Consider the following 14,043-nt stretch of genomic DNA (forward strand, 5'->3'; position numbering starts at 1 on the left):
AACTCCCTCTATGGAGAATCACATAGCTCCTTAATACTCTCGTTTTCTTAGATTTTGACCACAATTACTTCTTTGTAGATAACATTTTAATGGAATGAAGTTGAAGAGGAAGAAATTTATGGGTTGCAGAGGTGCAAAAAAACTCTTCACCTATACCACATGCTGTAAATAGTGGATACTGAGGTAAAGTATGGTTGCACTTTTGGATCTCCACATGGGCTCATGGCGGTCAACCCTCCCACATCTCGCAGAGTCTTCGCTCTCACATTCCTTCATTCAACCTGTCCATGAGGTGGAGGTCAGATATGCTGCCCGACAGGATCTCTTCGTCCGTATGTTAACGCCGTTCCGACTCATCCGTGCTTCTTGTCATCTTCCTTTTGCTTAGGTCATCATCACTGAAAATCGTAATTTATGCAGCTTGTGATCGCTCTTCAAATCGAGGAATATCCTGGATCATCTTTTCTTCACTGAACTCGTGTCCCTTTTTCAATACGCCAAACAGGATTCGTATGAGCTTGTTACATAAAGCGATGAGGGATTGCATCTTTTTCAATGGATTTACCGGTCGTTTCGTGTAGTACTCATGCAAGGTTCGGAATGCTGTATTTTTAGCAACCAGTGGCATCATCACTCTAAAGAGCAAGGCACGAAGGCGCTTCCTACCTCTCTTCGTTATCTTCGTCTGTCCGGTGTGCTTGCCTGAGGAATTCGTTTTTAAGTTCAATCCAGCAAGTTTCGTGATCTGTTTGGGATGACGGTATTGCCGAATGTCACCTACCTCAGCTAGAAAACCCGCGATGGTGTCTCTTCCAATCCCTTTAATGGCCAGTAATTGCTGCACATGCGGGATCTGCCCCAGCAGTTCATCCAATTTCATTTCCAATTCTTCCAGCTTGCTATTAAACCAGTCGTACTGAGTCAGCAGAAGTTTCAGCTCCATTTTAGCTAACTCTGCACCTTGTTGTATGCCCACTGAACAGCTTGCTGCCTCCTTCAGATTCCTTACTCGGCCTAAACCAAGCCCACGCTTGGCAACCTCTCTCAGATGCCGCAGCAGGGTTTCATCTGGTACATCAACAAGTTCATGGGGCAGTAGATAGAGACTTAGCATTTGGATGGCTGACTTGCACTCCCAGTCCTTAAATACCGTCAGAAACTCCGGGAAATACCGGTCTAACCAATTATGGACACGTGCTTGCACAACACAAAGATCAGTCGTCAGGTGATCGCGAATTTTCATCGCTTCTCGCAGTTCGGCATAAACGCCCTGAGGAAGGTTCGGTACGGCATATCTTCCGTCTTTGACCAGTTGCGCAATGACTTTAGCATCCTTGACGTCATTCTTCGTTGGAGAATTGTCATCTAGTTCTTTGCTTTTCTTCACGTGCAGCGGATTCACTACACCGTATTTTACATGCTTTTCTTTTAGAAAATGGGCGAAGTTCAGCCAGTAATGGCCCGTTGGTTCCATCCCAACGATAATGTCCTGGAAGCCTTGCTCTATTGAAATCTTCTGAAACCAGCTTACGAACAACTCAAAGCCTTGTCGATTGTTTTCAAACGTAATGGACTTCCCAAACTCGACTCCGCGGTTGTCTTGGGCTCTCGCTACATGTTTGAATTTTGCAATGTCGACTCCGATAATTAAGGTAGAAGATGTGATTTGATTAATTCTTTCATTTTGAGTAGAATGCATGTTGTAGTCTCCTTGGTTTGTTTTTGGATCCGGTTGCTGGCGAGCGTTCAGGACCCATTAACATTTTACCAAGGAGTCTTTTTATTTCTCAAACCTCGTATTTCTTCATAATAGGAATGCTGCCCGTTACTTCAACAGGCAGCCCCATGATGCCGGCTGCCTATTCGTCATGAAGCTATCGTTCCTCGTTTGTTAAATGCCAGAATTCTTGTGCCACTTATCATTACCCATGATCCGATCAATTATATGTTCAGCTCCCCATACTGCTGCTATCTCAAGCCCTTCACATTTTGCTTTATCCGAGGGAGACAGTTCTCCTTCGTTATAAATAGAATAGCTGCCATTCAGTTGATCAATCACACATGTAGGTGGTGGCCAGGCATCTTCGTCATATTGAAATGGATGATTATCAATAATTGGCCATTCATCTGACTTCAAAACATAATCGAATATCCCTACATATTCATATAGATCATCGGGCAGCAATAGGGCAAAAAAGTACCCATAGACTGAACACTTTTCAATGTGTCCAGTCTATGGGTACCAGTGTAATCCGGCTGCTGTTTTTATTTTAGGTTCGATATATCACGAGCAACGAAAAGGTGATGGGACAAGTTTAGGCAAGATCTAAGACTTAGATTTTAAATCTCCTGACCAGCTCTTGGAGCTGCTCCGCCATCTTTGATAAATATGCCGAAGAAGATGAAATTTCCTCCATTGAAGCAAGTTGTTCTTCTGTTGCTGCTGATACCGCTTGTGTTGCAGATGCATTTGTCTCCGCAACATTAACAATTGTTCCGACTGATTGTACTACTTTTTGAGTAGAAGGAGCCATATGTAGAGCAGCCGTAGAAACCTTTTGGATTTGTTCCGAAACATCTTTAATGAATTGCTGAATTAATTCAAATGTTTGACCAGCTTCATGTACGACTTGAATGCCTACTGCGGTTTCATTTTTACTTGTTTCCATTAATTGAATGACACTTGTTGTATCATTCTGGAGCGCCGAAACGATTTCTCCAATTTGCTGAGTTAAATTCGCAGATTGCTCTGCTAGTTTACGGACTTCCCCGGCAACGACAGCAAATCCTTTTCCTTGCTCACCGGCTCTTGCCGCCTCGATGGAAGCATTAAGAGCAAGCAAATTCGTTTGCCCAGAAATTCCTTTAATCATTTCGGTAATCTTACCAACCGCATTAATGCGTTCTTCCAGGCCTTTTACAGAAAGCGCGGTATCATTCATTGTGCGGTTTATAGTTGTCATTTGGTGAAAAGCACTTTGCACCGTTTCATTACCGGATATTGCAGTATTTTTAGCCTGTAGAGCGATTGTACTGGCCTCTTTAGCATTTTTTGCGATTTGTTCCGCATCTCTAGACATGGTTTGAACTGAATCATTACTTATGTGTGCACTATCAACCTGTTCTTCTGATCCAGCAGCCACTTTGGATACGACTTCAACAATATGCTCGGTAGCCTTGCTTGTTTGATCTGCGCCGGCGCTCAGCTGCTCGGAGGAAGCGGCGAGTTGAGTGACAGTATCATTTACTTCCGTTAATATCCCGCGGAGTGAATCAGCCATTTTAGAAAAGCTGAAGGTAAGCTGGCCGATCTCGTCATTTTTTCTAACCACTACAGTCCCAGAAAGGTCCCCCTGGCTAATCTTATCTGCAATTCTGATTAACGATTTTAACGGGCGAGTTATTGAGATAACTATGAAATATACAGCAACCGCTCCGACCAATAAGAACACTGCAACAACTAACAGCGTTTGATTAAGAATTGACCTGGCAGTATCATGTTTCTCTGATGTATCCATGGTTCCAATTAACTTCCAACCGGTTAATTTATTAGTCCTAAATAAAAAACTTGTAGAAGAATTACTTTCGGACTTATACTCGGTTAATCCATCGTCTTGTTTGAAGACTTCTGTTACCCACGGCTGTTTGGCTTCTGAACCGATTTTTTCCGTTGGGTGAACGAGGTAATTTTTAGCGTTATCTAAAATTTGAATAAACCCATTTTTTCCTATCTTTACTTGGCCTGACGTTTCCGCTAGCTTTTTCAAACTCAAATCAATTCCAAACACTCCGGATCCGTCTTTAAGAGTCTCAGTAATTGAAATGATAATATCCCCGGATGCAGCATCAACATACGGATTCGTAATAATCGCTTTTCCATTCTGTGTCATGGCATCTGAATACCATGGCCTTTTTCTTGGATCGAATCCTTCAGGAAGCTTTTGCTCTGGCGCTAAAATCATGAGTCCCGCTTTTGTACCTACATATGTATTAATTAAATCTGGGTGCAATGCCATATATCGATTAATCAACTCTTTGATATTTGCTGCTTCCTCAGAACTACCTTGCGAAGCCGAAACACTTTGAGATAATAATTCAATATCCTTTATCTTAGGCTCAATCGTGCTTGTTATTATTGAATCCAGCAATTGGATTTCATTTAACGAACTATTTGAAAGTTGCTGCCCCATCTCTTGATCAGACTTGTTATAAAAAAGCCAACCAAGGATTAGGCAAGGCAAAACCAAAATAATCGCGAACGAAATGATTAATTTTGATCTAACAGAAAATCCTTTTATTCTCTGTTGCTCTGTATTCACAATAGTCATCGAAAATTCCCCCTTTTCTAGTAGATCTTTTTTTGAGAATATCGGAATTTTATATTGGTTCATTTACATGTAAATATTACCAATCCAATTTGATGCGGAAGACATCGAGAACTATATCGATTTTTACAATAACGAACGATTACAAGCAAAATCAAACGGCCTTAGTCCTATGGAATTTAGGAACAAGGCCGCTTAACTGATTTTTATTATTTATACTGTCTAGTTGACGGGGCGCTATTCAATACTGGTCTGCTCCCTGTTTTGCAGGTAGTCAGCGCACTCCTCCAGTTTTTTTCTGCACCTATCCAAGCAGCGAAAAATTTTGGCTAATTCGAATCCGATTCCGGTAGACGCTCCTGTAACCAATGCGTCTTGTTCCTTCACGAACTGTAATATAAGGAGAAACAATGATAATCGAATTCTCTGTTTTTGAAATATTTGTTTTAAGACTCGATATAAACTCATGTTGTTTTAGCAGTTTTCCCATTTTACTCTCCCCAGTAAATTTTCACCATAGTTGGCTTATGCGTTTGAATTTGTTCCTATTATACACACAACTTCTAGAATTCTTATTCTGTGTAACATACTCACCAGCTCTTACGCTTTTTATGTATAAATAGTAATGACCTCACTATTTCGGCAAAGCAAAACATTAGGCCTGTCAAATCATACTGGTCGATAGGTAGCACGCCCTCATGCATGTCGGTTTAACGGCGGATAGCTTCAGGCAGATTAATTGAGTTGGAGATCAACAATTTCACTCATTATAAAAAAATCCGCCAGGCGGCGGATATGCTATGCACGCGGCTGCGACCATTTCGCGGCCCATTTTTCCATTTCCTGAAGTGATGTTTTAAAATCATGTCCTTTCTCGGTTAGGGAGTACTCGACGGAAACAGGAACGGTTGGAAACACAACGCGGTTAACAATTCCGTTATTCTCCAAATGTCGAAGTGCATCAGTCAACGATTGCGTTCGAACGACACCAACAGCACGATGCAACTGTTGAAAGCGCTTAGGCCCCTTAGAGAGCTCCGCAATCACGAGAAAAGACCACTTCGCGCCAAGAATTTGAAGCACTTCACAAATAAGGGGGACGTCGTTGTTCTCCTCTTTAATTTGTTCCATGTGATCACCCCTTTCAATTCAACTTACAAATTGTAAGTTAGTCAATTTCTTTGGATTATATCCAAATCATTTGCCTTCTTACAAAAAGTTCGCTCATCTCCTATACTACATTCAAACAGATCGAAAAGGAAGGATGATGCTCCATGCATCGCATGATTTATTTATTAGCGTTAGGCGTTTTCTTAACGGCGACCTCTGAGCTAATCATCTCGGGAATTTTGCCGCAAATCGCAGAAGACCTAAATATTTCACTTGCCGTTAGCGGTCAGCTTGTATCCGTCTACTCATTGTCGTTTGCGATTGGGACGCCTCTCATTGTCTCAATCACGTCCAGGATCAAACGCAACCGCGTACTCACAGGCTCGCTGATCCTCTTCTTGATCGGAAGCCTAATCGCGTTTCTTAGCACAGACATTGTCACCCTCATGCTATCCAGAGTACTCTTAGGCATCACTTCCGGTGTCTATCTGGTTGCAGTCTTTAGCAGCGCATCCAAAATGGTAAAACCAGAACAGCTTGGTCGCGCAATCTCCACGATAGTGCTCGGCTTCAGCAGCGCCATGATCCTAGGTGTTCCCATCGGTATCGCGCTCGCGAATTGGTTTCACTGGCAAACTATGTTTCTCATCTTAGGCGTTCTCACGTTGCTCATACTTTACCCGATCGCTCGTTTTCTGCCGGATTTAGAGGGAGATGCCCCTGTCAGCTTCTTTCGGCAATTCAAAGTCATCGTAAGCATGGTGATCGCAGGCGGTTTTCTGATTACTTTCTTGCGAGAATCCGGGAATGCTGTCTTCTTTACTTATATGGTCCCTTATATCCAAGAAATCTTGCGATTCAATGCCGAATACAGCAGTGTCATTATGTTGGGACTCGGTCTCCTCGGAGCCACAGGAGCGCGGCTTGGAGGATTCAGTGTTGACCATTTCGGCACCGTTCGTACGATCTCTATTAGTCTAATTGTTCATATTACTGCGCTAGCTAGCCTTTTTATTGTTGGGAGCATTTCAGGACTCGCTCTTTTCTTGCTAGCCCTTCTCATCATGTCGATGTTCATTGGAGGAACAGCCATGCAAAGCTATTTCATCCAGAAGGCGCCACAAAGTTCTAATTTTGTCCTTAGCTTGAATACTTCGATTGTCCATTTGGGGCTGGCGGCAGGCACAGGGACTGGCGGATATCTTCTCGAATCTTCTCAGACACTCGCTCATCTGCCATTATATGCAGCTATAATTTTGTCTGTTGGCTTACTCATCGCAGGCGTGGTCTTTACTCGTAAATCACAATAAAAAAACCGCAGGAAAATCGGCGAGACCGATTTCCTGCGGTTATCAAGAATTTGGCGATTCCTCGTAAGACGGAATTCGGAATAGAGCTCATCCCTGCAAGCGCGGGGCTCTCCCGAGTTGCGGCCTAAGACATCGAGCAGAACCCGCTTTGTCGCCATTTAGTTGCGGAACGCTGAAACCAGGCAAGCAAGGCTGGCCATGCTATAAACAAGTTATGGGAAATGTCGGTAGTTGCCCCTTCTAATTATAAATTCGTCAAACTAGAATTTTACGTAATTAAAATTACGAGAAAGAGACCCAACTTAAATTATATATTAGATTATTAGTATTTTGATAAAATAATATATTAGCAAAAGTTCGCTGAAACGGCAAACCTATGCTTTAATAATCCGGTGGGATATATGCTCTTAAACAATTAGAACAGGAGCGGGACTTCCCTGCTTCGTATACCAGTTTATTGGTAGGGGGAGCCTTTCGAAAGCTTAGCGTGCGTTTTTCTTCAGTTGTCATCACTTCTTTGTATAAACTCGGCTAATATCAAAAAACTTCAAATTAAGTGTAGAGTCAGCATGTAACAGCGCCTATAAAAAACGCAAAGATTAACAAAATAAGACTGCAGATCCTCCAGGGATTGCAGTCTTATTTATGTGCGCCCAGCGTGCCAGTTGTGTTCTTTTAATTAAACTTATTCAATTCTAAAATGTTTCAATAGACTTGATAGTCACTGGAGAACTCACAAAGACAATATTCCTTTTCACTATCATTCTACTCGACGAATTTACTTCGTCCCTCTAGTTATGTGCTTCCATACTGTACCGTCCCATACGACATTCCCTTTGTATGATAGGGTCGTCTTGTTCTTTTTGCTCCACACTTTGAATCCCCAACCTACGTGCCCTGTATTGTCCGCTCCGTAATACGAGTTGGAGCTTCTGTTGTAATATACTTTCCCTTTCGGAGTGTGAGAAGGATCGTCACACGACCAATCTCCACTTACGTCCCCCCAACCGTTCATTTCGGCGATGATGGCCGCATCCCCTTCGACCATACCACCCGAGGTCGGACGGTTTTCAGGAATTGATACGTCGCCTTTACCTGTACTTTTACTTTCCTCTTCGCTATTGTTATTAATTTCCTCCTCGCTGTTGGTGTCGTTAGTGTATTCATTGTCGTCCTTGGCCGGCAATGCCAGATGTTCGTTTTCTTGGTAGTAGTCGTACACTTCCTGAGCCTTTCCTTCGAATTTGGTCCCTCTCAATATCATGGCAATTTGAGAATACCAATTTGCCTTGGGACCCTCCGGACCTCTCCACGCGTTTTTCAAAAAGGCGAGCAAATCGCCTCTGATCATCTGAACCGGCTGATTCGATTTGGATGGAACGACGGTAAGATCGTCTGCACGTTCCGTCTCTGCCTGCTCACCGAGACGGGATGCCCGCTCACCCATGGTGTCCGCTTCGATTTCCAGGCTCGCGTCGTTGTTGACTGTGTTCCCTTTCATCTGCATAGTGGGCTGAACCCTGCCCTGCTTCTGTTGCACTACATGCCACGCCTCATGTGGCAAATGTTTTTCCTGGCCCGGGCCGAGATGAATTTCCGAGCCCTGCGCGAAAGCTAGTGCATTCAGATCCGCTGGTTTTGACGAATTAAAGATGACCTTCGTTCCATCCATCGATAATCCGGAAAGCTGCTCAATGCCGGACTTAAGTTCGGCAGGTAATCCGGAGTCATTGTTCTCTTTCCGCTGCATGACCGCCTGCTGTGCCGTTAGAAAGGCGCGATCCCTGAACAGCTGGGCGACTGCCCGATTTCCAATCGACCGTTGTAGTTGTATCACATGTGCAGGCGCGAGCGGTAATGTTTTTTCATTTCCTGTTCTTCCGTAGGGATATCCATCTTTCCCGGATGATTTAGATGATACAAAAGTTTCTGCCTGCAGCTTCGATATGACCTTCGAGTTGTGAGCATTCGATTTCAAAATAACACCTCTTTCACCAGTTAAAGGCCGATCAAGCCGATTGACTTTACGAGCGGATTGCCTATTGATCTTATAGTACCATAGCAGCTTAAGCCTTTGATAGCTCCCGTATACTAAGGTATGGGCTTAATTCGACCCGGTTTGGGGTTGTGACAAGGTCCGACACATCTTCTACTGTTCAACTAGTGACTCAGTCTTCTGGAAATAGCGATTTAAGTTCGTCAATTACTTAATTTTCGGATTGTACTGATATGACAGTAATAGTAAGTGTTGAATCATTTACAGGCGGTCTTGCAGGGGCGTTTAGTGAAATAGAAATACCATTTAGTTTAGATGAGACGAAGGATTGAAAGGACTTAGACACCCGATCTTTGCTTTCTTATTGTTCTTATTACTTGCCGAGTGACAGCTTTTTTATTAGCAAATTGTCTGACATGTAAGGGGATCCTGCATTGAATCGTTTGATAAGTTTAATGTTATCCGTATTTAATCCCTCAAGCCCTGTAAACACGAAAGAAATTTGCGCTTGTTTTGCGATATCGATCACTTCTTGATTATATTTTCCGTGAGGCAAACAAAGTAGATTCATCTTATTGCCTAGTCTTTCGTTAAGGATGTCATCTGCTTTGATTAAATCGTTACGAATCCTGGATTTGTATTCGCTTTCAGTTTCGAACCGGTTAGCTGAGGAATTAAATATTTTCGCTGTTAACTTGGACGATACCTCTTCCTTCATTGAAGCAACAGTTTCATGCGAATTAAACGTATGGGAGTAAAAACTGAACCCTTCATTGTGCATCTCTATTATTTCTTTCCAATTCAAAATCGGGGGTGTTCTAATAGTTCCATCCTCAATGTAGCTAACAATGAGAAAAAAAGTGGCTGTCATCCCCTCTGATTTCAATACTGGATATGCGTACTGATACACAGACTCATACCCGTCATCGAACGTGATAACTACCGCATTTGGAGAAACGGCTTTTTTCTTCTGCAAAAACTCAACGAAGTCTTCAATAGATATGACATGAAAGCCATTATTTTTCAACGCTACTAAATGAGATTTAAACCTATCTGGAGTAATAGTAACAAACGATTCTACAGGATCAAGATGATGGTATGTTAATACCGCTACTTTGTTTTGGTAATAAATTTCTTGCTTATTATTAATAGTTTTATCAGTCGGGGCTGTCTTCATCCGATGGGGGTTATCTTGAAGTAACTCATCGTTAAAATTGGGTGTATATTGAGTTATTTCATTCGCAGGTTCGTTTATGGCTTGTGCAAAGGCAGGCGCGTTCATGTATTCCGGATAGCTTTGCTTCTGTATGTTCCCGGTTCTAAATTGAGAAATACCTGATGGAATCTTAATCAAGACAATAATAGTAAAAAGTAAAACAAGACATCTTCTTACTTTTAGTCTTCTCATAATAAAATCCTCTCAGTAGTTCTATTCTATTAATGGTATCCCTATCTCCCCGTATCGTTTAATAATCATAGTCTTACATGTCCAAAGGCATACGTTGAGAGTGCATCAATTCGATTGGACGCCTCCATTATTTATACGGCCTCTTAAACACAAATCAAATAAAAATCACCAACGCAACTATAAATATTGCCATAAATAGCAAAGTTCCATGTGGCGGTGTATGTAATGGTGTTCCGTGGGCAATTCCACCTGCCATGTTAATCACTTCCCATAATCAAATAACTATGTTTTTTCATTAAAAATATTCATTTTCACCCTATAGAACTCCTAAGAAATTCCAAAACCTCGTAGCTGATTTATGGTCGCCTGGGATTAGATAAAGCCTCCCTATTCGACCTATGCATGCAAGTGGTTTGATAGGAGGCTTGGTTATATAGTTAATTTAACTTCGCTAATTTCGTTTGAATATTTTTTTCGATTGCTTCCAAGCGTTGAAGCTGTTTTTCATGCTTATTTTCGCTTGATGCTGTCCTTGTTTCGCTTGCTCTAACAATTTCTTCGTGTTTTCAATCGATTTTTGAACTTTAGCTAGCTGCGCATGCAAGCTTTTCTTTTGTGATTGAACACTGTTCACGGTGCTATGTACGGCCTTATGTTGAGCTGCAGATGGATGCGTGGTTGCTGATTTCGTTGCAGCAAAAGCTGACAATGGCATTGTTGAAACGAGTGAGGCAATCGCCGTAATTAGAATAATCTTTCTCATTTTTTGACGAGTCACGAAATATCCCTCCAATTTTCATCTATTCGATTCCTTTTATTGGCTATTATAGCCAAACTAGATTAAATTCCAATGAGAAAGTATGAAAAAAGAAGCTCTTTAAAGTCTTTAACCTTTTAGCCAAAGTAGAGAAAAAGTGGACTTCCCGGCGCCTGGTACCCGCTAAATATTTAGAGCATTAAACTCGAATCCTTTCACTTACCTTCGATTCTATAATCCCACGTTTCCCTTCAAATAGAACAAGTTACTCAGAACCATCCGCTTGTGATTATTACTTCAAAATATTTTAGCATAACGATCGATCCTCGATTAATGCTTTTGGTGTAGCCCCTTCTTTATGCTCAGTATTCCTTATGACTCAAAGACTTAGATAACCGAAAATGCTCATAAATGTGAAACCTTTAATCATGTTCACCACGTTGGAATTTAATTTAACATACTTAATAGGCAGGCACTACTGATTCAAATCAAACTCTTGTATATACCATGCGTCGCATGCAAAATGGTCCGAACCGGCAAGTGGTGCATCCAGTTTCCGGAAGCCATGTTTAATATAAAAGCGATTCGCGGCTTCCATGTTTTGAAGTGTCTCTAGATAGCATGATTTGTAATGTTGCTTTGCAAATCGTAGTGATGCCTCTAGCAGATCCGCTGCAATTCCCTTCCCTCTAGCTTCTGTTAGCAAGTACATCTTCTGCAGTTCGCAAATATTGTCTTCAGGGAGACCGTATTCAGCGATCCCGCAGCCGCCTAATAGTTTGCCGCTTTCATCTAGCGCAACCCAATATGCTCTGCCCTCCTGGTTATAAAAATCGGACAGATGGCCTAAACTTTCGTCTTCCCATGCTAATCCTGAACGATTTCCTCCAAACTCGATTAAGACATTCCTGATAATTGCTTCTATTTTGCTGTTATCTTCTGCTCGAATTGTTCTAATATTCATAATGATGCCTCCATAATCGATTCATGTTCGCGTCATATTGAGTTTAGCACATCATAGGATATTCAAAAATAGAAGCGTATTTATGGTGGAAACTAAATGTATCATGGATTAAACTAAAGCTTTAGGAAGTGAGAATATGGAGGAAATTATATGGCGAAGCCAAAAGTAGCAAAACGACCTACACGTGATGAATTTGTCTTAGAGGAGATCGGCAATCAATTAACAGAAGCAATGCATGAGAACTCCGATATTCAATTGACAGTTTGGGGTATAGAGAATGTAGTCCGCGGAAAAATTGTACATATGGATCCTCGTACTGGAAAAGTCCACATCCAACGGAATGAAGAGCTAAATAAGGTTCCTTTCATGGATATTATGAAAGTAGAATATGGAAGAGATTAGTGTACCGTAAAAATAAAGTTTTAGACCGAGAAGCGTGATTTAATAATGTTTATTAGATTGAATATCGTCAGACTTCGAAAAATGAGTATTAGACTGACTATAAAAATGGAACAGGGCAGACCAAGACTTGAAAATAAAGTCTTAGACTGCCGCTGTCTTTATTAAATTAACGTGTCTGTTAGTTCAATCTCGTCTAATTTCTATATTATTTATATTATGCATTATTTTTTCAATCCAACTGACCTTTAGGAAATTCTTATTATGTGAAAGGAGTTCATCAATAAATGTTCGTGTTTTACTAATAACCTCTTGTAAAAAAACATTTACATCGACAGGTTGTTTCACCCACGAACCGTTAATATATTCACTTAATGGTTTAAGTACTAGTGCACCATGCCCTATTTTCTTTTCTGATATTATATGACTTATAAAAACTTGTTCTCCACTCTTTTGAATCTCTATCCACGAATTAAAAGAATCAATATCATTGATTATTACTAAATCAGAAGTTTTGGAAAGTAACATTGCTGCTTCAGATATTTGCTCGAACCATGTTGATAGCAAATCCAAGCCTTGTAAATCAGCGGGGATTGGTAAGTATGGTACATACCCATAACTACAGTCCTCCTTGCACACCAGCTCAAAGTAACCTGAAACACTTCCGTCATATTCAAGCTCATCAAGAGTTGCAGCTGATTTTTCAGAGTCAAACGTAATAAAATAGTTGACCGGGAAGGGTTCATGGTTTTTTTTGAGCTCTATTTTCCCATGGTAAAAATAATTTCACTTTTCCCCTAAAATCAGGAAAATATTCAGTAAGCAAATTTGCCTATTAGTTGAGAAAAAATAGAAGATCATCTGGCCGTCTTCTATCCTGTTTTTATTGATTGAACGTGCCCGTTAGCCATACATGCAGCACAAGCGCTGCACCACAGATGATGAAAATGGGTTAATCAATTCGTCAATACTTCTACTATGGCTGGGAGAGGAAGGTCGATGCGCTATGGTGCCTTAGAGCCCAACCGTTAGTCTGACTCCAACGATCACGGTGCATCACAGATTGTCGCTCCCTTTCGGGAAGCACTCATGGGAGATTAATCCTACTCTGGTTGTTGCACCAGCCTCTTATCCGAATTAGCCGTAGAGAGGAATGTTTCTAAGTGGAAGTTGTCATTGAACGTGCATGCGGGATGGATATTCACAAAGATAACATTACAGCATGTATTTTAACGTCTAAAGGAAAGGAGATTCAAACGTTTTCTACGAAAACGGTACATCTATTACAACTCATTGACTGGATTAAACAGCATGATTGTTCTCACGTTGCAATGGAAAGTACAGGCGTATTTTGGAAGCCAATCGTCAACTTGCTTGAAGCTGAAGGTATTGAATTTCTAGTGGTTAATGCTCAACATATGAAGGCATTACCTGGTCGTAAAACAGACGTCAAAGATTCGGAATGGATAGCCAAGCTTCTCCGCCATGGGCTACTTAAAGCAAGTTTCATTCCAAATCGGACTCAACGCGAACTTCGAGAACTAGTCCGGTATCGCCGTAGTATCATTGAAGAAAGATCCAGACAGCACAATCGCATTCAAAAGGTACTCGAAGGAGCTAACATTAAACTTGGTTCTGTTGTCTCGGATATTATGGGTCTCTCTTCTCGCGATATGCTCCGTGCCATTGCAGATGGCGAAGATGATCCTGAAATACTAGCAAGCTTTGCTAGGCGCACCTTGAAGCGAAAAAAGGACGAACTCGAACTTGCTCT

Annotated in this window: 13 protein-coding genes; 4 read left to right on the plus strand and 9 right to left on the minus strand. The window is 41.5% G+C overall.

What is annotated here, in order from left to right; genetic code table 11:
* Positions 1 to 412 precede the first annotated feature (412 nt).
* The 3 genes from O9139_RS21315 to O9139_RS21325 form a co-directional block, all read right to left on the minus strand.
* Positions 413 to 1,699, minus strand: a complete 1,287-nt coding sequence (locus O9139_RS21315; RefSeq protein ID WP_270877931.1) for an IS110 family RNA-guided transposase — start codon at positions 1,697 to 1,699, stop codon at positions 413 to 415.
* 192 nt (positions 1,700 to 1,891) lie between these two features.
* On the minus strand, positions 1,892 to 2,137 hold the full coding sequence (locus O9139_RS21320; RefSeq protein WP_270881463.1) for a hypothetical protein: 246 nt from the start codon (positions 2,135 to 2,137) through the stop codon (positions 1,892 to 1,894).
* Between the two features lie 196 nt (positions 2,138 to 2,333).
* Positions 2,334 to 4,328 (minus strand): methyl-accepting chemotaxis protein, encoded by a 1,995-nt coding sequence (locus O9139_RS21325; protein ID WP_270881464.1) that lies wholly within the window; start codon positions 4,326 to 4,328, stop codon positions 2,334 to 2,336.
* Between the two features lie 103 nt (positions 4,329 to 4,431).
* On the opposite strand from O9139_RS21325, the gene O9139_RS21330 reads away from it, so the two are divergent.
* Positions 4,432 to 4,524, plus strand: a complete 93-nt coding sequence (locus tag O9139_RS21330) for an IS3 family transposase (protein ID WP_377526709.1) — start codon at positions 4,432 to 4,434, stop codon at positions 4,522 to 4,524.
* A 599-nt stretch (positions 4,525 to 5,123) separates the two neighbouring features.
* Here the strand turns inward: O9139_RS21330 and O9139_RS21335 are convergent.
* A complete protein-coding gene (locus tag O9139_RS21335; RefSeq protein WP_270881465.1) occupies positions 5,124 to 5,456 on the minus strand; it encodes a winged helix-turn-helix transcriptional regulator in 333 nt (110 codons plus the stop codon).
* 143 nt (positions 5,457 to 5,599) lie between these two features.
* On the opposite strand from O9139_RS21335, the gene O9139_RS21340 reads away from it, so the two are divergent.
* Positions 5,600 to 6,745 carry an MFS transporter gene (locus O9139_RS21340; protein WP_270881466.1) on the plus strand — a complete coding sequence of 382 codons (1,146 nt, stop codon included), beginning with the start codon at positions 5,600 to 5,602 and terminating at the stop codon, positions 6,743 to 6,745.
* A 778-nt stretch (positions 6,746 to 7,523) separates the two neighbouring features.
* Here the strand turns inward: O9139_RS21340 and O9139_RS21345 are convergent.
* The 4 genes from O9139_RS21345 to O9139_RS21360 form a co-directional block, all read right to left on the minus strand.
* Entirely contained in the window at positions 7,524 to 8,723 is a 1,200-nt protein-coding gene (locus O9139_RS21345; protein WP_270881467.1) for an eCIS core domain-containing protein, read from the minus strand.
* A gap of 391 nt (positions 8,724 to 9,114) precedes the next feature.
* On the minus strand, positions 9,115 to 10,149 hold the full coding sequence (locus O9139_RS21350) for a polysaccharide deacetylase family protein (RefSeq protein WP_270881468.1): 1,035 nt from the start codon (positions 10,147 to 10,149) through the stop codon (positions 9,115 to 9,117).
* 451 nt (positions 10,150 to 10,600) lie between these two features.
* The gene (locus O9139_RS21355; protein WP_270881469.1) at positions 10,601 to 10,927 is read right to left on the minus strand and encodes a hypothetical protein; all 327 of its coding nucleotides are present in this window, start codon (positions 10,925 to 10,927) and stop codon (positions 10,601 to 10,603) included.
* A 454-nt stretch (positions 10,928 to 11,381) separates the two neighbouring features.
* A complete protein-coding gene (locus O9139_RS21360) occupies positions 11,382 to 11,870 on the minus strand; it encodes a GNAT family N-acetyltransferase (protein ID WP_270881470.1) in 489 nt (162 codons plus the stop codon).
* Between the two features lie 150 nt (positions 11,871 to 12,020).
* Here O9139_RS21360 and O9139_RS21365 point away from each other — a divergent pair, with 150 nt between their 5' ends.
* Positions 12,021 to 12,272 (plus strand): YolD-like family protein, encoded by a 252-nt coding sequence (locus tag O9139_RS21365; protein WP_270881471.1) that lies wholly within the window; start codon positions 12,021 to 12,023, stop codon positions 12,270 to 12,272.
* 183 nt (positions 12,273 to 12,455) lie between these two features.
* Here the strand turns inward: O9139_RS21365 and O9139_RS21370 are convergent, their stop codons facing one another.
* Complete coding sequence (locus O9139_RS21370) at positions 12,456 to 12,908, minus strand: hypothetical protein (RefSeq protein WP_270881472.1); 453 nt, start codon at positions 12,906 to 12,908, stop codon at positions 12,456 to 12,458.
* A 524-nt stretch (positions 12,909 to 13,432) separates the two neighbouring features.
* Between O9139_RS21370 and O9139_RS21375 the strand changes: the two genes are divergently transcribed.
* Positions 13,433 to 14,043: IS110 family RNA-guided transposase (locus O9139_RS21375; protein WP_270881084.1), on the plus strand; the 611-nt coding region annotated here is incomplete at its 3' end.

The sequence above is a fragment of the Paenibacillus aestuarii genome, assembly GCF_027789125.1.
Lineage (GTDB): Bacteria > Bacillota > Bacilli > Paenibacillales > NBRC-103111 > Paenibacillus_E > Paenibacillus_E aestuarii.

Bases quoted from the DNA above. Each gene is read 5' to 3' on its own strand.
- O9139_RS21365 (WP_270881471.1), top strand. From the start codon at position 12,021: ATGGCGAAGCCAAAAGTAGCAAAACGACCTACACGTGATGAATTTGTC.
- O9139_RS21335 (WP_270881465.1), bottom strand. From the start codon at position 5,456: ATGGAACAAATTAAAGAGGAGAACAACGACGTCCCCCTTATTTGTGAA.
- O9139_RS21350 (WP_270881468.1), bottom strand. From the start codon at position 10,149: ATGAGAAGACTAAAAGTAAGAAGATGTCTTGTTTTACTTTTTACTATT.
- O9139_RS21315 (WP_270877931.1), bottom strand. From the start codon at position 1,699: ATGCATTCTACTCAAAATGAAAGAATTAATCAAATCACATCTTCTACC.
- O9139_RS21325 (WP_270881464.1), bottom strand. From the start codon at position 4,328: ATGACTATTGTGAATACAGAGCAACAGAGAATAAAAGGATTTTCTGTT.
- O9139_RS21360 (WP_270881470.1), bottom strand. From the start codon at position 11,870: ATGAATATTAGAACAATTCGAGCAGAAGATAACAGCAAAATAGAAGCA.
- O9139_RS21340 (WP_270881466.1), top strand. From the start codon at position 5,600: ATGCATCGCATGATTTATTTATTAGCGTTAGGCGTTTTCTTAACGGCG.